Origin of the sequence: Streptomyces sp. NPDC001796 (assembly GCF_042892355.1) — a bacterium.
Lineage (GTDB): Bacteria > Actinomycetota > Actinomycetes > Streptomycetales > Streptomycetaceae > Streptomyces.
Genome location: NZ_JBIAUC010000002.1, coordinates 381578 through 398351, shown reverse-complemented (window position 1 = coordinate 398351; position 16774 = coordinate 381578). Strand labels below are relative to the sequence as shown.

Here is a 16774-nt window from a genome sequence, read left to right as displayed (position 1 = left end):
GCATGGTCGTCCGGGGCTGCTGGTGGTGGCGCGGTGGGCATGGTCGTCCGGGGTGCGGGTGGCGCGGTGGGCACCGGTCGTGCGGGGCGGCGGTGGTCTCGGGGGTCATTCGCGACGCAGGCGCAGGGCGAGGAGGGCGAGCGCCAGGCCGAGGCCCATGAGGACCAGGCCGCTGCCGAGGGGAAGGACCTGGGACACGGGCTGCGAGGCGGAGGTCTCCCGGGTGGAGCCGGCAGCGCCGTGCGAGGGGCTGGGTGAGGCCTCCACGGGGTCGGCCGCGTCGTGGGACGGCTCGATGCCGGTGGTCGGGTCTGCGGTGTCGCGGTCTGCCGGGTCCGGTGTCCGCTCCGGCGGCGACGGCGGGTCCTGGTCGGTGTAGGTCGGCTCGTCGTCCTCGTCCAGTGGTTCCGGATCCGGCCGCCCGGGCCGCACCCTCCCCTCGCCGGCCCAGTTGCCGGCCCATGAGGAGTCGGGCGAGGGATAGGCGGAGGGCGGATCGTCGACGGGGCGCCCGGGGGCGGGTGACTGCGCGGGGTCCTCGCGCTGGTGGCGGCGGGGCTTGTCGTGGCGCTGTGGCGAGGCGTGTCTCTCCGGCCTGGCGTGGTCCTGTGGATTTTCGTGGCCGCCCGGCTGGTCGTGGCCCCGCGGCTGGTCGTGGTCACGGGACCGGTCGTGGCCCTGGGGCTTCTCGGGTCCGGGCGGGGCTGTGCCGGTGGCCGGGGCGGGCGCGGGGGGTGCGGGCCTGGACCCGTGCGTCGGTATCGCGGATGCCGTGTGCCGGGGAACGGAAGAGTCGTCGGACGCCGTCCCGGACGCCGGGGCCTTGGCGGCGGGGGCGTCGGTCGGCGGGTCGGACGCGACGGTGACGACGGCGGCTGTGCGGCCAGGGGGGCCGGTCTGAGCCGGTGGAGCCGAGAGGGAGTGCCCGGCGGCGGAGGCGCGGGTCGGCGGAGCGGAGACGGTGTGCGCGGTGTCCGTGAGCGGGGCTATGGATTCGTGGGCCGGATACGCGATGCGGGTGACGTACGTGCCGTGGAAGGGGCCCTTGGCCCCGGCCTGACGCACGGCCCCCGTGGGGTGCGAGGCGGCCCGTATGCCGTACACGGGCCGGAGCCCCTCCGCGGAGGCGAGGGCACAGGCGGATATTCCGTACAGACCGCAGACGGCCGTGGTGGTGAGCACCGGTGGCAGGACGGCCACGCGGAGCGTGCGGAACCTGGAGGGCGGACGAAGCCATGGAGTCACGCGAGTGACCCCCTCCCGTGCTCGGGTGGCAAGATCAACGGCACCAGCGTCACACGGACTGCGGCGTCCGGCATCTCGGCCGTACGCCGTACGCAGTCCGTCGCGCCCCCACCGCACTGACGCAGGCACTGAGACCGAACTGTCGGTTGTGGGGTGGATCACTCCTCGTACCGGGCACCTGGCTGATGAGGTGTGTCGGTGCGAGAGAATGGCGGCATGGAGATGCCGAGGAACGAACGGTCGTCGGAGAACGCCCAGAAGATCTTGGTCGTGGGCCAGGACGGGATGGCTCTCGGCGGCACCGGAGACGATGACTCCCGCGAGGTCCCGGTGACCGAACAGGTGGAGCAGCCCGCGAAGGTCATGCGCATCGGCAGCATGATCAAGCAGCTGCTGGAGGAGGTGCGCGCCGCTCCTCTGGACGAGGCGAGCAGGCAGCGCCTGAAGGAGATCCACTCCAGCTCGGTGAAGGAGCTGGAGGACGGTCTCGCCCCCGAACTCGTCGAGGAACTCGAGCGGCTCTCCCTGCCCTTCACGGACGAGGCGATCCCGAGCGACGCGGAGCTGCGCATCGCTCAGGCCCAGTTGGTGGGCTGGCTGGAGGGGCTCTTCCACGGGATCCAGACCACCCTGTTCGCCCAGCAGATGGCGGCACGCGCCCAGCTGGAACAGATGCGCCGCGCCCTTCCCCCGGGTGTGGGCTCCCCCGACGGCGAGGAGGACCGCCGCACGGGCGGCCGGGCGGGCGGCCCGTACTTGTGACGCGGACCGTGCGAGGGACCCGGCACCGTGCGGGTGCCGGGCCCCTGCCGTCACATCAGGGGCGGCTCACGCCGGGTTGCCCGTCGACACCGTGAGTTCGATCACGGGCATCTTCCTCGGGTTGGCGTCCGTACCGGCCGTCGGAAACTGGCTCATGACCGTGTCCTGGCCGTAGGTGTTCTCGTCCTCGTGCGTGATCCTGTACTTCCAGCCCGCTGCCTGGAAGCACGCCTTGACCGACGTGAGGTTCTTGAAGGAGAAGTCGGGCACCCGGATCTTCTTCGGGTCGACGTACGACGTCTCCGGCTCCGTGCACCTCGTCGTCTCGATCGTCTTCGTCGTGTCCGGGCCCCTGTGGCCGGCGGCCACGGTCGGGGGCGTGCTCGCGCTGCCGTCGCCCCCGCCGTTGGCCTCGTCCCCGCTGCTGCCGCCGTTGTGCAGCAACAGTGAGGTCAGCAGGCCGACTATCACGACCAGGGCGACCACGACCGAGCCGATGACCACGGCCTGGCTGCCCTTCTGACCGCCCGTGGCGGGCGTCTGCGGGGTGAGGTGGTACGGCGGCGGGGTCGCCGCGGACTGCTGCGGCGCGTACCCGGCGTTCTGCGGGGGCGTCTGGTAGCCGCCCTGCTGCGGATAGCCGTAGGGGGGCGACGGGACCGGGCCGCCGTACGGGCCGGGCTGGTACGGCGTCTGCACGGGCCCCACGGGGGCCGGCGCGGACTGGCCGACCGGCGGGAAGACCGCGGAGCCGACGCCGGCGCCGCTCGAGGTCTGCGTGCCCGGCACGATGCTCGGCGCGGCGGCCGTGAGCGCCGCGGCCACCCGCAGGCACTCGTCCCGCATCGCCTCGGCGCTCGGGAAGCGTTCGTTCGGGTTCTTCTTCAGCGCGCGGGCGACCAGCGCGTCCACCCCGGGCGGCAGTGAACGGTTGATCGAGGACGGAGCCACCGGCTCCTCCTGCACATGCGCGTACGCGATCGCGAGCGGTGAATCCGCCTCGAACGGCAGCCGTCCCGTGACCAGTTGGAACAGCATGATCCCGACCGAGTACAGGTCGGACCGCGCGTCCACGCCCCGGCCCAGGGCCTGCTCCGGCGACAGGTACTGCGGGGTGCCGACCACCATGCCCGTCTGGGTCATCGAGGTGACGCCGGACTGCATGGCACGGGCGATGCCGAAGTCCATGACCTTGACGACGTTGCGCTTCGTCATCATCACGTTGCCCGGCTTGATGTCCCGGTGGACCAGCCCCATCTCATGGCTGATCTCCAGGGCCGCCAGCACGTCAGCGGTGATCTTCAGCGCCTTGTCGGCCGGCATCGCGCCGTACTGCCGGATGTCCGCGTCGAGGACCGAGCCGAGTGGCTTGCCCTCGATGTACTCCATGACGATGTACGGGGTCGTCGTCCCCGCAAGCTCGTCCTCGCCGGTGTCGAAGACCGAGACGATGTTCGTGTGCGTGAGTTTCGCCACGGCCTGCGCCTCGCGGCGGAAACGCTCCCGGAAGGCCTGCTCGCGTCCGAGTTCGGTGTGGAGTGTCTTGATCGCGACCAGGCGGTCGAGAACCGAGTCGTACGCCAGGTGCACCGAGGCCATGCCGCCCTCGCCGAGCAAGTCGCGCAGCTGGTAGCGGCCGCCGGCGAGCGCGCGCCCCCCATACCGGCCGTGTGCGCCGTCCTGGCTCATGTTCTGCGTCCCCCATCGGCGCGGCGGCAGCGGCTGCTGGTGCTCCCGCGGCCGTGATCGGTATCCGTGTTGTCGACGATCGACAGCTGCTGTTCCGTGATCGACTGGTCCATTCCCGGCCAAGTGTGCCCCAGGGCAAGGACACGTCAAGCTCGGTGCCCGTTCCGTGACCGTACGCGAAAGAAGCGTCGCGGAAGCGTTACAGGGGTCCGTAGGGCCGGCACACGGAATTTGCACGTGGGACAGGGTTCAGGGTTGGATGGCCGGTCCATCTCGAATCCATCTCGGACCGGCGCCTTGCGCGGAGCCTGTAGCGTGGCCCGTCGGAGACCGTAACAACCACCGCGCAGACCGCGGGCAGAAACGACGGCGAGGACCGATGGCACAGACGCAGCGCGCCCAGGGCCCGTCCGACCCCGAGGCGACTGGCGGCGGGATGTCGGACGCGCCGGAGAACTGGGGCAACGGCGGACTTGTCGGGGACGGACGCTACCGGCTGACCCGCAGGCTCGGCCGGGGCGGCATGGCCGAGGTGTTCGCGGCCGAGGACGTGCGCCTCGGCCGGACGGTCGCGGTCAAGCTGCTCCGTTCCGACCTCGCCGAGGACCCGGTCTCCAAGGCGCGTTTCACCCGCGAGGCCCAGTCGGTGGCCGGGCTCAACCACCACGCGATCGTCGCCGTGTACGACTCCGGCGAGGACGTCGTGGGCGGCCAGTCGGTGCCGTACATCGTGATGGAGCTGGTCGAGGGTCGTACGATCCGCGACCTGCTGCTCAACGCCGAGGCGCCCGGCCCCGAGCAGGCCCTGATCATCGTCTCGGGCGTCCTGGAGGCGCTCGCCTACTCGCACCAGCACGGCATCGTGCACCGCGACATCAAGCCGGCCAACGTCATCATCACCAACAACGGCGCCGTGAAGGTGATGGACTTCGGCATCGCGCGCGCCCTGCACGGGGCGTCCACGACGATGACGCAGACCGGCATGGTGATGGGCACCCCGCAGTACCTGTCCCCGGAGCAGGCGCTCGGCAAGGCCGTGGACCACCGCTCCGACCTGTACGCAACTGGCTGCCTGCTGTACGAACTGCTGGCGCTGCGGCCCCCCTTCGTGGGCGAGACGCCGCTGTCCGTGGTCTACCAGCATGTGCAGGACATCCCGGTGGCGCCCTCCCGGATCTCGGAGGGGGCCTCGCCGCCGGAGCTGGACGGGCTCGTGATGCGCTCCCTCGCCAAGGAGCCGGACGACCGGTTCCAGACCGCGGAGGAGATGCGCGGGCTGGTCCAGTACGCGCTGCAGATGCTCTACGACCAGGGCGGCCACACGGGCACCTGGAACACCGGCCCGGTGGACATGCACGACGGCCGGCACACCCCGGCCGCGGGCCTCGCCGGCACGGCGGTGCTGCCGCATCCGGGTGAGTCGGGCACCACGCAGATCCCGCAGCCGATCCTGCCCACGGGATACGGCTCCGGGGACGACGGCGGTTTCGAGGGGCACGGCAACAAGGGCAGCGGGCGCGGCAAGCTGTGGGTCCTCGCGGTGCTCGCGGTCATCGCGATCGCGGCGGGCGTCGCGCTGGCGCTGCAGAACAAGGGGGACGGCGGCGGGACCGGACCGACGACGTCGCCCACCGTCACGAAGTCGCAGGAGGAGAAGCAGTCCAGCCAGACGCCGACGGACGAGAACACCGCGACCTCCTCGGGCGACAACTCGAACACGAGCGGCGACTCGAACTGGACGCCCTCGTACCGGCCGTCCCAGAGCTACAGCCAGCAGCCGCCGGCCGAGCCCTCGGCGACGCCGTCCCAGACGAGCGAGCAGCCGACCCCGTCGGACCCCTCGCAGGGGGAGCCCACCGACACGCCCCCTTCGGGCGGAGCCGGCGGCTCGACGCCTCCGGCGGGCTCGTCGGGCGGGGGCGGCAACAACACCTCGGGCGCACCCCAGGTGCCCTGACGTCCCGCGGTGACCCGGCGATGAAACGCTCACCACGCGCGCGTGGCCCGGAGACGGGCGCCACGCGCGCGTGGCTTTTCCAGGGCCGTGTCCCGGGTGGTGCCCCCGGTCGTACCCGGTCCGTGTCCCACACGGTGTCATCCGTGGGGCCGACCCGCGGATGACACCCGTGTCACTCCAGATGACGTCTTCCCGTGCTCCGGGCGGGCGGGATAACGTGCCGTTGTTCCGGCCCCCTGCAAGGCTGTGACCAGCAGCTGTTCCCGACTGACTCGATTTACTTGGATTTCCAAGCAAAATCCCAGGTCAGGAGGGGTTTCACAGAAATGTGGCGCGCTGGGTAACGTGCCCCTTGCAGGGTGCTCGCCGGGGCACCTTCCACGTCTGTTCGGACGAGCCGCACCCACCCCGTGCGTCCGTGCGCTGCAGGCGGAGCCGCTCCCACCGGCCCGAACGGGCCGAGGGGAACCCAGGCACCCGGCGAACCCGGGGGCCGGACCGACGGAGGAGCACACGTGACCGTGGAGAGCACTGCCGCGCGCAAGCCGCGACGCAGCGCCGGAAGCAAGGCCGGCACCACCGGCACCAAGCGCACCACCAGCAACACGCCCAAGAAGGGCAGCGACCCCGACCTCGTCCAGTTGCTGACGCCCGAGGGCACTCGGGTCGCGAACCCCGAGTACGACCGGTACGTCGAGGACGTCACGCCCGAGCAGCTGCGCGGGCTGTACCGGGACATGGTGCTGACCCGCCGCTTCGACGCCGAGGCCACCTCCCTGCAGCGCCAGGGCGAGCTGGGCCTGTGGGCCTCGCTGCTCGGCCAGGAGGCCGCCCAGATCGGCTCCGGCCGGGCCCTGCGCGACGACGACTACGTCTTCCCGACCTACCGTGAGCACGGCGTCGCCTGGTGCCGCGGCGTGGACCCGACCAATCTGCTCGGCATGTTCCGCGGTGTGAACAACGGCGGCTGGGACCCGAACGGCAACAACTTCCACCTCTACACGATCGTCATCGGCTCGCAGACGCTGCACGCCACCGGCTACGCCATGGGCGTGGCCAAGGACGGCGCCGACTCGGCCGTGATCGCGTACTTCGGTGACGGTGCCTCCAGCCAGGGTGACGTGGCGGAGTCGTTCACGTTCGCGGCGGTCTACAACGCTCCGGTGGTGTTCTTCTGCCAGAACAACCAGTGGGCGATCTCCGAGCCCACCGAGAAGCAGACCCGGGTGCCGCTGTACCAGCGTGCGCAGGGTTTCGGCTTCCCCGGCGTGCGGGTCGACGGCAATGACGTGCTGGCCTGCCTCGCGGTGACCAAGTGGGCGCTGGAGCGGGCGCGCAACGGCGAGGGCCCGACCCTGGTGGAGGCGTTCACCTACCGCATGGGCGCCCACACCACCTCCGACGACCCGACCCGCTACCGCGTCGACGACGAGCGGGCCGCCTGGGAGGCGAAGGACCCGATCGCCCGCCTGCGCGCCTACCTCGAGGCCTCAAACCACGCGGACGAGGGATTCTTCGAGGAACTCGAGGCGGAGAGCGAGGCGTTGGGAAGGCGGGTGCGTGAAGCGGTCCGTGCCATGCCGGACCCGGACCACTTCGCCATCTTCGAGCACGCGTATGCGGACGGGCATGCGCTCGTCGACGAGGAGCGGGCCCAGTTCGCCGCCTACCAGGCGTCGTTCGCGGACGTAGAAGGGGGACGGTGACATGGCCGAGAAGATGGCGATCGCCAAGGCGATCAACGAGTCGCTGCGCAAGGCCCTGGAGTCGGACCCCAAGGTCCTGGTCATGGGCGAGGACGTCGGCAAGCTCGGCGGTGTCTTCCGGGTGACGGACGGCCTGCAGAAGGACTTCGGCGAGGAGCGGGTGATCGACACCCCGCTCGCGGAGTCGGGCATCATCGGCACGGCGATCGGTCTCGCGCTGCGCGGCTACCGGCCGGTGGCGGAGATCCAGTTCGACGGGTTCGTCTTTCCCGCGTACGACCAGATCGTGACCCAGCTGGCGAAGATGCACGCCCGCTCGCTGGGCAAGGTCAAGCTGCCGGTCGTCATCCGCATCCCCTACGGCGGCGGCATCGGCGCGGTCGAGCACCACAGCGAGTCCCCCGAGGCGCTGTTCGCGCACGTGGCGGGCCTGAAGATCGTCTCTCCGTCCAGCGCCTCGGACGCGTACTGGATGATGCAGCAGGCGATCCAGAGCGACGATCCGGTGATCTTCTTCGAGCCGAAGCGGCGCTACTGGGACAAGTCCGAGGTCAACACGGAGGCGATTCCGGGCCCGCTGCACAAGGCGCGGGTGGTGCGCGAGGGCACGGACCTGACCCTGGCCGCGTACGGCCCGATGGTGAAGGTGTGCCAGGAGGCCGCCGCGGCCGCGCAGGAGGAGGGCAGGTCGCTGGAGGTGCTGGACCTGCGGTCGGTCTCCCCGCTCGACTTCGACTCCGTCCAGGCGTCGGTGGAGAAGACCCGCCGTCTGGTGGTGGTGCACGAGGCGCCGGTGTTCTTCGGTTCGGGCGCGGAGATCGCCGCCCGCATCACCGAGCGGTGCTTCTACCACCTGGAGGCGCCCGTGCTGCGGGTCGGCGGCTACCACGCGCCGTATCCGCCGGCGCGGCTGGAGGAGGAGTACCTGCCGGGCCTGGACCGGGTGCTGGACGCCGTCGACCGCGCCCTGGCGTACTGAGGAGAGGGTCGTGACGACGATGACTGACGCGTCCGTGCGCGAGTTCAAGATGCCCGATGTGGGCGAGGGGCTCACCGAGGCCGAGATCCTCAAGTGGTACGTCCAGCCGGGTGACACCGTCACCGACGGCCAGGTCGTGTGCGAGGTGGAGACGGCGAAGGCGGCCGTGGAGCTGCCGATCCCGTACGACGGGGTGGTCCGCGAACTGCACTTCCCCGAGGGCACCACGGTGGACGTCGGCACCCCGATCATCGCGGTGGACGTGACGGGCGGCGCTCCCGCCGAGGAGCCGCAGGCGCCCGTCGAGAAGGCGGCGGAGGAGAAGTCCGCGGCGAAGGAGACCCGGCAGGAGGGACGCAAGCCGGTCCTCGTCGGGTACGGCGTCGCCGAGTCCTCCACCCGGCGCCGCCCCCGCAAGGCGCCCGCGGCGGCGGCCGAGGAGACCCTCCCCGTGTTCCAGGGCGACCTGAACGGGCACGGCAAGCAGGCCCGTCCGCTGGCGAAGCCGCCGGTGCGCAAGCTGGCGAAGGACCTGGGCGTCGACCTGGCGACGGTACGGCCGTCGGGCCCGGACGGGATCATCACGCGTGAGGACGTGCAGGCGGCCGTGGCCTCCGCACCGGCCCCCGAGGCCGCCGCGGTCCCGGTGGCGCCCGCTCCCGTCGAGGCGCCGGCGCCGGTGGTGACGTACGACAGCGGGCGGGAGACCCGTATCCCGGTCAAGGGCGTCCGCAAGGCCACCGCGCAGGCGATGGTCGGCTCGGCGTTCACCGCGCCGCATGTCACGGAGTTCGTGACCGTCGACGTCACCCGCACGATGAAGCTGGTCGAGGAGCTCAAGCAGGACAAGGAGTTCGAGGGCCTGCGGGTCAACCCGCTGCTGCTGATCGCCAAGGCCCTGCTGGTCGCGGTCAGGCGGAATCCGGACATCAACGCGTCCTGGGACGAGGCCAGCCAGGAGATCGTGGTCAAGCACTACGTGAACCTGGGCATCGCCGCGGCCACTCCACGCGGTCTGATCGTGCCGAACGTCAAGGACGCGCACGCCAAGACGCTTCCGCAACTGGCCGGGGCGCTGGGTGAGCTGGTGGCCACGGCACGGGAGGGCCGGACGAGTCCCGCGGCGATGCAGGGCGGCACGATCACGATCACGAACGTGGGCGTCTTCGGCGTCGACACCGGCACGCCGATCCTCAACCCGGGCGAGTCCGCGATCCTCGCGGTCGGTGCGATCAAGCTCCAGCCGTGGGTCCACAAGGGCAAGGTCAAGCCCCGCCAGGTCATGACCCTGGCCCTGAGCTTCGACCACCGCCTGGTCGACGGCGAACTGGGCTCGAAGGTCCTCGCGGACGTCGCGGCGATCCTGGAACAGCCGAAGCGGTTGATCACCTGGGCGTAGCGCGGGACGACATGCCAATGGCGAAGGGGGTCTGCCGCTGACCAGCAGCGGCAGACCCCCTTGGTGTGTGGCGGGTGTCAGCCGAGCTTGGCGAAGCCGTAGTTCAGCAGCTTCGTGGCGTCGGCGGCACGCTGGTTGATCGACGACGAGGCGAGGACCGTGCCGATGACCGTCTTGCCGTTGCGGGTGGCGGCGAAGACGAGGCAGTACTTGGCCTCGGGGCCGGAGCCGGTCTTCACGCCGATCGCGCCGCTGTAGCTGCTGAGCAGCGTGTTGGTGTTGGTCCACGGCGCCATGGTGCGGACGGTGCCGGACTTGGTGATGGTCTTCGCCGTGTACGACTTGGTCTTCACGATCGTGCGGAACGTGGAGTTCTTCATCGCGCTGCTCGCGATCTTCGTCAGGTCGCGCGGCGTCGAGTAGTTGTTGCCGTTGCCGATGCCGTCGAACGAGTCGAAGTGCGTGTTCTTCAGGCCGAGGCTCGTGGCGGCGCTGTTCATCTTGCCGATGAACGACTTCACGCGCGCGGCACGCGTCGTACCGGAACCGAACTTGTCGGCGAGCGCGTACGCCGCGTCACAGCCGGAGGGGAGCATCAGCCCGTACAGCAGCTGACGGACGGTGACCTTGTCGCCGACGATCAGGTGCGCCTGGGAGGCGTTGTTGGCGACCACGTAGTCGCTGTACGCCTTCTGGATCGTCACCTTGGCGTCGAGGTTGAGGTTCGGCTGTGCGAGCACGACCTTCGCGGTCATGATCTTGGTGGTGGAGCCGGTGGAACGCCTGGTGTCCGCAGCCTTCGTGTACAGCGTCCCGCCGTTCGCGTTGTTCATCACGTAGCCGCCCGCGGCCACGATCGAGGGCGTGGTGACGGCCTGTGCGGGCACCGCGGTGAGGGCTCCGGTGGTGAGCACGGCTCCGGTGGTGACCACTGCCGCGACTGCCCTGCGAACTCGCGTGCCCTTAATGCCGGTAATCAAAGTTGAACGCTCCGATTGCGTCTCTGATGCCTCTGAATGCATCCAAATGCCCCTGGAGTGCGGCCAGATGACGCGGCCGCCTTCTCGTGAGACTCGTAGGTAGCACAAAAGGATGTGCGGTTGCCCGGGTGAAATTCGGGACTCGTGTGCCGAGTCCACATGGTGGACGCTCACCGGCATGCGTACGCGTTGTATCTATGATGTGCTCATGCCTGCAGCATCGTCCGTCGCCCACGTCCACGAGAAGACGCCCCTCAAACAACCCCCCGCCGCCGACCGCGTCTACACGCACGTCAAACAGGGTGTCCTGGAGCGCCGTTACCAGGGCGGGACGTTGCTGACCGAAGGGGAGCTGGCCGAGGAGGTCGGCGTCTCACGGACGCCGGTGCGCGAGGCACTGCTGCGGCTGGAGGTCGAAGGGCTGATCAAGCTCTACCCGAAGAAGGGTGCTCTCGTCCTCGCCGTCTCGGCACAGGAGATCGCGGACGTGATCGAGACACGCCAGCTCGTCGAGGAACACGCCGCCCGCAAGGCCGTCCCCGCCCCGCCGGGGCTGATCGAGCGGCTCGAGGAACTGCTCGCCCGCCAGAAGGAGCAGGCCGCCGCCGGTGATCTGGCCGGTGCGGCGCTCACCGACCGCACCTTCCACGCCGAGATCGTGCGCAGCGGCGGCAACGAGATCCTCTCCCGCCTGTACGACCAACTCCGCGACCGTCAGCTGCGGATGGGCGTCGCCGTCATGCACTCGCACCCCGACCGCATCGCCAAGACGCTCACCGAGCACGAGGAGATCCTTCAGGCGCTGCGGTCCGGCGACGCCGAGGCTGCCGTGGACATCGTGCACCGGCACGTCAGCTGGTTCTCCCACCTGGCGCGGGGTGAGGTGCGATGAGGTCGGGTTCGGCGAGTTCCCGCTCCGTGTCCCTGCCAGGTGATCCGCCGGGCGGCCGGCGTGCCGTCGCCGTGTGGGCCATCGGCGTCTCGGTCTACTTCGTCGCCGTCATCTTCCGTACGTCGCTGGGCGTGGCAGGACTGGACGCTGCGGACCGCTTCCATGTGAGCGCGTCCGCCCTGTCCGCCTTCTCCATCCTCCAGCTGCTCGTGTACGCGGGCATGCAGATACCCGTCGGCCTGCTCGTGGACCGGCTCGGCACCAAGAAGGTGCTGACCATCGGGGTCGTCCTGTTCACGGCCGGTCAGCTGGGGTTCGCGTTCTCCCCGTCGTACGGGACGGCGCTCGCCTCGCGCGCGCTGCTGGGCTGCGGCGACGCGATGACGTTCATCAGCGTGCTGCGGCTCGGCACGCGCTGGTTCCCGGCCCGCCGCAGTCCGCTGGTCGCGCAGCTCGCCGGTCTGGTCGGCATGGCGGGCAACCTGGTCTCCACGCTCGTGCTCGCCCGGCTGCTGCACGGGGTCGGCTGGACGGCGGCGTTCGGCGGCAGCGCGGTCGCCGGGGTGGTCGTCCTCGTCCTGCTGCTGCTCTTCCTGAAGGACCACCCGGAGGGGTACGAGCCGGAGCCGTTCCCGCACCGCGGGTCGGCGTACGTGCGGCGGCAGATCGTGGCGTCGTGGAAGGAGCCCGGGACCCGGCTCGGCATGTGGGTGCACTTCACGACGCAGTTCCCGGCGATGGTGTTCCTGCTGCTGTGGGGCCTGCCGTTCCTGGTACAGGCGCAGGGCCTGTCCCGGGCCACGGCCGGTGAACTCCTCACGCTCGTCGTGCTGTCGAACATGCTGGTCGGACTGGTGTACGGCCAGATCGTCGCCCGACACCACGCGGCGCGGCTGCCGCTGGCCCTCGGCACGATCGGGGCGACGGCGGCGGTGTGGGCGGCCACGCTCGCCTACCCGGCCGTGCATGCGCCGATGTGGCTGCTGGTCGTGCTGTGCACGGTGCTCGGGGCGTGCGGTCCGGCCTCGATGATCGGCTTCGACTTCGCCCGGCCGGCGAATCCGCCGGAGCGTCAGGGGACGGCGTCCGGGATCACCAACATGGGCGGTTTCGTCGCCTCCATGACGACGCTGCTGGCGATCGGGGTGCTGCTGGACGCGACGGGCGACGACTACCCCGTGGCGTTCTGCGCGGTGTTCGTACTCCAGGCGGTGGGGCTCAGCCAGATACTGCGGCTCCGGAAGCGGGCGGCGCGCAGGGAGCGGGAGCGGCTCGTCGCCAGCCGGGTGGAGACGGTTCACGTCCCTGCGTGAGGGGGCGCCGGATGCCGTCTAGAGCGGACGACGCGGGGGTTCCAGGCCCAGGACCCGGTCCTTCAGCGCCGGGAACTGCTCCCTCGTCGCCGCCACCCTCGCCGGGTCGAACTCCACCGTGAGGATCTCCTCCTCCGCGCCCGCCTCGGCGAGGACCTCCCCCCACGGATCGACCACGATCGAGTGACCCGCCTGCGGAACTCCCGCATGGGTTCCGGCCGTTCCACACGCGAGGACGTACGCCTGGTTCTCGACAGCCCGAGCCTGGGCCAGCAGCGTCCAGTGGGAGCGGCGGCGCTCCGGCCAGCCCGCCGGGATCACGAGCGTCTCGGCCCCCGCGTCCACGAGCGAGCGGAAGAGCTCGGGGAAGCGGAGGTCGTAACAGGTGGCCACGCCGATGGTCGTACCCGGCAGCCGCACCGTCACCGGCTCCGTCCCCGCACCCATCAGCACGGCCTCGCCCTTGTCGAAGCCGAAGCGGTGGATCTTGCGGTAGGACGCGGTCAGTTCACCGGAGGGGGAGAAGACGAGAGACGTGTTGTAGAGGGCGCCCTCGGGCGCGCGCTCGGGGATCGAGCCGGCGTGCAGCCACACGCCCGCGTCGGCCGCCGCCTTCGCCATCGCCTCGTGGGTCGGCCCTCGAAGCGGCTCGGCCTCGGCGCCGAACCGCTCGTAGGCGAACGCCCCGGTCGTCCACAGCTCGGGCAGCACCACGAGATCGGCTCCGGCCTGATCTCGTACCAGCGAGGCGGCACGTCGCCGACGGGAGTCGACCGATTCGTCCTCGTCCACCCGCATCTGGATCAGGGAGGCGCGCACACTACCACCGTCCTGGTAATCGAGCCTTCTCAACGGGCCTACGATCGTCACACCAAAGCACTGCCGGGGTGCCTCGCAGCAGCGTAACTTAACGTCCCAAGACACCCGCTGACAGCCACCTCCCGCAGTACAGCAACCGACAACGCCGTCGACCAACGCCCGTGCACCGACCGCCGAGGGGTCCCGTTCCGTGAGTCTGCATCCCACTCTTCAGCCCTACGCCGATGCCTGGACCCACTCCATCGAAGCGATATCCGAGCTGGTGCAGCCGCTCGCGGAGGGCGAGTGGAACCGCCGGACACCGTGCCCCGCCTGGTCGGTGCGCGACGTGGTCTCGCACGTCATCGGGATGGACTGCGAGATGCTCGGCGATCCGCGCCCCATCCACACGCTCCCGCGCGACCTGTTCCACGTCACCAACGATCACCAGCGCTACATGGAGATGCAGGTCGACGTCCGCCGCCACCACACGGCGCCGGAGATGACGTCCGAACTCGAGTACACGATCATCCGCCGCAACCGTCAGCTGCGGAACGACTCGCGGGACCCGGGCACCAAGGTGCGTGGCCCGCTCGGCACCGAACAGACTCTCGAAGAGGCCATGCGGTACCGCGCGTTCGACGTCTGGGTGCACGAACAGGACCTGCGCACGGCGCTCGGCCGGCCGGGGAACCTTGACTCGCCGGGCGCGTACATCGCCCGGGACGAGCTGCTGGCCGCCCTGCCGGAGGTGGTCGCCAAGGGCGCGGGCGCGCCGCCCGGCTCGGCGGTCGTCATCGACGTGCACGGGCCCGTGGAGTTCCTGCGCACGGTCCGGGTGGACGCGGAGGGGCGTGGCTCGATCGACGGCACGCCCTCGCTGGGCCCGGCGGTGACACTGACGCTCGACTGGGAGACGTACGTCCGCCTGGCCTGCGGTCGGGTGAGCGCGGACGCCGTGGCCGACCGCATCAAGGCGGAGGGCGACCCGGAGCTGACGGCGGCGATCCTGCGCTCGTTCGCGGTGACGAAGTAGACGACGCGGACGGATCCTCGAGCGTCCTGGCGCACTCGGGGCCCGCTCAGTCCTCCTCCCGCTCCTTGTCCGCCAGATGGATCACGCACACGGCCACCGCGATCAGCAGTGCCGGGTCCGCGTCCTCGCGCAGGATGTCGACGCCGTACGTCTCACGGACGTGCAGCCAGCGCCGGGAGATCTGGGCGAGCAGCTCGCCGTCGTACTCGATGGCGAACTCGCGGTCGAGGATCTTGCCGCTGACATCGAGCTCCGTGCCGTCCGCCAGCGAGACGCGGTAGTGGTTGCGCAGCAGGGAGAGCCGTTTGCGCTTGATCGTGGCCAGCCGCTCGCCGTCGCGCTCGATGATCATCGTGTCGCGCAGGGCGAACATCTTCTGGTGGATGTCGATCAGGACGCGCCCCTGCGGGTCCTTCAGCTCGAAGGTGTCCCTCAGCCGCATCGCCTTGCCGTCGACCAGGAAGACCTTGGCGCCGTCCTGGTCCTCGATCCAGTAGTCCTCGCCGATGCCGAGGAGCCGGTCGCGTACAAAAAGTCTCATACGGTCAGAGCTTCCCCCGGGGCGGGCCCGAAACGCCGCCGGTAGGCCGACGGACTGAGCCCGGTCTCAGCCCGGAGCCGGGCCCGCAGGTTCGCGGCCGTGCCGAGACCGCTGCGCGCGGCGACCACGTCCAGCCGCTCCTCGCCGCGCTCGATGAGCCGGCAGGCGAGGGCTACTCGCTCCCCCGTCAGCCAAGCCAGCGGTGTGGTGCCGAGCTGGGCGCGGAAGCGGCGGTGCAGGGTGGCGGGGCTGACCGCGGCGCGGGCCGCGAGGTCGCCGACGGTGAGCGGTTCGCCCAGGCGCTCCTGTGCCCAGGCCAGCACCGGGGCGAGCGACTCGTCCGGCACGTCCGGCACGGGGCGCTCCACGAACTGCCGCTGTCCGCCGTCGCGGTGCGCGGCGAAGACCAGCCGGCGCGAGACGGCGTTCGCGACCTCGGCGCCGTGGTCGCGGCGTACGACATGCAGGCCGAGATCGAGTGCGGAGGCGCTGCCGGAGGCGGTCAGGATGTCGCCGTCGTCCACGAACAGTACATCCGGTTCGAGCCTGACCCGGGGAAACCGTGCCCGGAAGGAATCCGCCCACATCCAGTGGCAGGCCGCTCGCCGGCCGTCCAGCAGCCCGGCCTCCGCGATGGTGAACGCGCCGGAGCAGAAGCCGACCAGCCGTGCGCCCCGTGCGTGCGCCCGGCGTACCGCGTCCAGGACCTTCGGGGAGCGCGGGGTGTCGGTGTCGGGCCTGTTCGGCACGATCAGCGTGTCCGCGTCGTCGGCCGCCTCGAGCCCGGCGACGTCGGAGAGCGTGAAGAAGCCGTCCCGCATCCGGATCCTCGGCCGGGCGGCGCACAACCGGAAGTCGTACAGCTCGCGGCCGAGTTCCGGCCGCCGCAGGCCGAACACCTCGATGGCGCAGCTCATCTCGAAGGGGTTCGAGTTCTCGTCCACGACCAGCACGACGCGGTGCCGGCGCGACGCCTGAGAGGATCCTTGCGGCATGTGCGATTTCTAGCACTCGTACGGCGGCAGGTCACCCCCGCACGATGACGGCATGGAACCCGACGCACCCATCTCCCTCACCGCGGCCCTCGCCTCCTTCGCCGAACTGTGGAGCCCGCGCATCGTCACCACCGTCAACGACTACGACGTCCGCGTCGCGAAGGTCGAGGGCGAGCACCTGTGGCACACGCACGACCACACCGACGAGTTCTTCCTCGTCCTCGACGGTGAACTGCACATCGCGCTGCGCGAGCCGGCCGGTGAGCGCACGGTCGCCCTTGCCAAGGGCTCGGTCTTCACGGTTCCGCGCGGCACGGAGCACAAGCCGTCCGCGCCCGCCGGGGCATCGATCCTCATGTTCGAACCCACCGGCACGACGACGGTCGGCGACCGGCACGAAGAGGTCCCCGCCCACGTGGACGCGACGACGGGGCACGCACTGGCCTGAGCCCACCCCTGCCCGGAATCCGCCGGCCCGGACA

General features: G+C 70.6%; 15 protein-coding genes. 9 read left to right on the top strand and 6 right to left on the bottom strand.

Annotation, left to right across the window (positions count from 1 at the left end; translation table 11 throughout):
• Window positions 1-105: 105 nt before the first annotated feature.
• On the bottom strand, window positions 106-1245 hold the full coding sequence (locus tag ACFYZE_RS05305; protein ID WP_388988862.1) for a hypothetical protein: 1140 nt from the start codon (window positions 1243-1245) through the stop codon (window positions 106-108).
• Window positions 1246-1461: 216 nt separating this feature from the next.
• Here ACFYZE_RS05305 and ACFYZE_RS05300 point away from each other — a divergent pair, with 216 nt between their 5' ends.
• Window positions 1462-2007 (top strand): bacterial proteasome activator family protein, encoded by a 546-nt coding sequence (locus ACFYZE_RS05300; protein ID WP_388988859.1) that lies wholly within the window; start codon window positions 1462-1464, stop codon window positions 2005-2007.
• A 66-nt stretch (window positions 2008-2073) separates the two neighbouring features.
• Here ACFYZE_RS05300 and ACFYZE_RS05295 read toward each other — a convergent pair whose 3' ends face one another.
• On the bottom strand, window positions 2074-3696 hold the full coding sequence (locus tag ACFYZE_RS05295) for a protein kinase (RefSeq protein ID WP_388988856.1): 1623 nt from the start codon (window positions 3694-3696) through the stop codon (window positions 2074-2076).
• A gap of 379 nt (window positions 3697-4075) precedes the next feature.
• On the opposite strand from ACFYZE_RS05295, the gene ACFYZE_RS05290 reads away from it, so the two are divergent.
• From ACFYZE_RS05290 to ACFYZE_RS05275, 4 genes are all read left to right on the top strand, one after another.
• Window positions 4076-5653 (top strand): protein kinase, encoded by a 1578-nt coding sequence (locus ACFYZE_RS05290; RefSeq protein ID WP_388988853.1) that lies wholly within the window; start codon window positions 4076-4078, stop codon window positions 5651-5653.
• 515 nt (window positions 5654-6168) lie between these two features.
• Window positions 6169-7359: a pyruvate dehydrogenase (acetyl-transferring) E1 component subunit alpha gene (pdhA, locus tag ACFYZE_RS05285; protein ID WP_388988850.1), complete on the top strand. Its 1191-nt coding sequence runs from the start codon at window positions 6169-6171 to the stop codon at window positions 7357-7359.
• A 1-nt stretch (window position 7360) separates the two neighbouring features.
• Window positions 7361-8338 (top strand): alpha-ketoacid dehydrogenase subunit beta, encoded by a 978-nt coding sequence (locus ACFYZE_RS05280; RefSeq protein ID WP_388988847.1) that lies wholly within the window; start codon window positions 7361-7363, stop codon window positions 8336-8338.
• 10 nt (window positions 8339-8348) lie between these two features.
• A complete protein-coding gene (locus ACFYZE_RS05275) occupies window positions 8349-9737 on the top strand; it encodes a dihydrolipoamide acetyltransferase family protein (RefSeq protein WP_388988844.1) in 1389 nt (462 codons plus the stop codon).
• Between the two features lie 77 nt (window positions 9738-9814).
• On the opposite strand, the gene ACFYZE_RS05270 is transcribed toward ACFYZE_RS05275, so the two are convergent.
• A complete protein-coding gene (locus tag ACFYZE_RS05270) occupies window positions 9815-10717 on the bottom strand; it encodes a D-alanyl-D-alanine carboxypeptidase family protein (RefSeq protein ID WP_236041790.1) in 903 nt (300 codons plus the stop codon).
• A gap of 208 nt (window positions 10718-10925) precedes the next feature.
• Here ACFYZE_RS05270 and ACFYZE_RS05265 point away from each other — a divergent pair, with 208 nt between their 5' ends.
• Together ACFYZE_RS05265 and ACFYZE_RS05260 are read left to right on the top strand one after the other, a co-directional pair.
• Window positions 10926-11609 (top strand): GntR family transcriptional regulator, encoded by a 684-nt coding sequence (locus tag ACFYZE_RS05265; protein ID WP_388988841.1) that lies wholly within the window; start codon window positions 10926-10928, stop codon window positions 11607-11609.
• Window positions 11606-12922, top strand: a complete 1317-nt coding sequence (locus tag ACFYZE_RS05260) for a nitrate/nitrite transporter (protein ID WP_388988838.1) — start codon at window positions 11606-11608, stop codon at window positions 12920-12922. The genes ACFYZE_RS05265 and ACFYZE_RS05260 overlap by 4 nt, the downstream gene beginning before the upstream one ends.
• 18 nt (window positions 12923-12940) lie before the next feature.
• Here ACFYZE_RS05260 and ACFYZE_RS05255 read toward each other — a convergent pair whose 3' ends face one another.
• Window positions 12941-13741 carry a carbon-nitrogen family hydrolase gene (locus tag ACFYZE_RS05255; protein ID WP_388989530.1) on the bottom strand — a complete coding sequence of 267 codons (801 nt, stop codon included), beginning with the start codon at window positions 13739-13741 and terminating at the stop codon, window positions 12941-12943.
• Window positions 13742-13931: 190 nt separating this feature from the next.
• Here ACFYZE_RS05255 and ACFYZE_RS05250 point away from each other — a divergent pair, with 190 nt between their 5' ends.
• The gene (locus tag ACFYZE_RS05250; RefSeq protein ID WP_388988835.1) at window positions 13932-14756 is read left to right on the top strand and encodes a maleylpyruvate isomerase family mycothiol-dependent enzyme; all 825 of its coding nucleotides are present in this window, start codon (window positions 13932-13934) and stop codon (window positions 14754-14756) included.
• Between the two features lie 46 nt (window positions 14757-14802).
• Here the strand turns inward: ACFYZE_RS05250 and ACFYZE_RS05245 are convergent, their stop codons facing one another.
• Together ACFYZE_RS05245 and ACFYZE_RS05240 are read right to left on the bottom strand one after the other, a co-directional pair.
• Window positions 14803-15297 carry an LURP-one-related/scramblase family protein gene (locus ACFYZE_RS05245; protein ID WP_388988832.1) on the bottom strand — a complete coding sequence of 165 codons (495 nt, stop codon included), beginning with the start codon at window positions 15295-15297 and terminating at the stop codon, window positions 14803-14805.
• Window positions 15294-16292: a GlxA family transcriptional regulator gene (locus ACFYZE_RS05240; protein WP_388988829.1), complete on the bottom strand. Its 999-nt coding sequence runs from the start codon at window positions 16290-16292 to the stop codon at window positions 15294-15296. The genes ACFYZE_RS05245 and ACFYZE_RS05240 overlap by 4 nt, the downstream gene beginning before the upstream one ends.
• A gap of 52 nt (window positions 16293-16344) precedes the next feature.
• On the opposite strand from ACFYZE_RS05240, the gene ACFYZE_RS05235 reads away from it, so the two are divergent.
• Entirely contained in the window at window positions 16345-16740 is a 396-nt protein-coding gene (locus ACFYZE_RS05235; RefSeq protein WP_388988826.1) for a cupin domain-containing protein, read from the top strand.
• Window positions 16741-16774 lie beyond the last annotated feature (34 nt).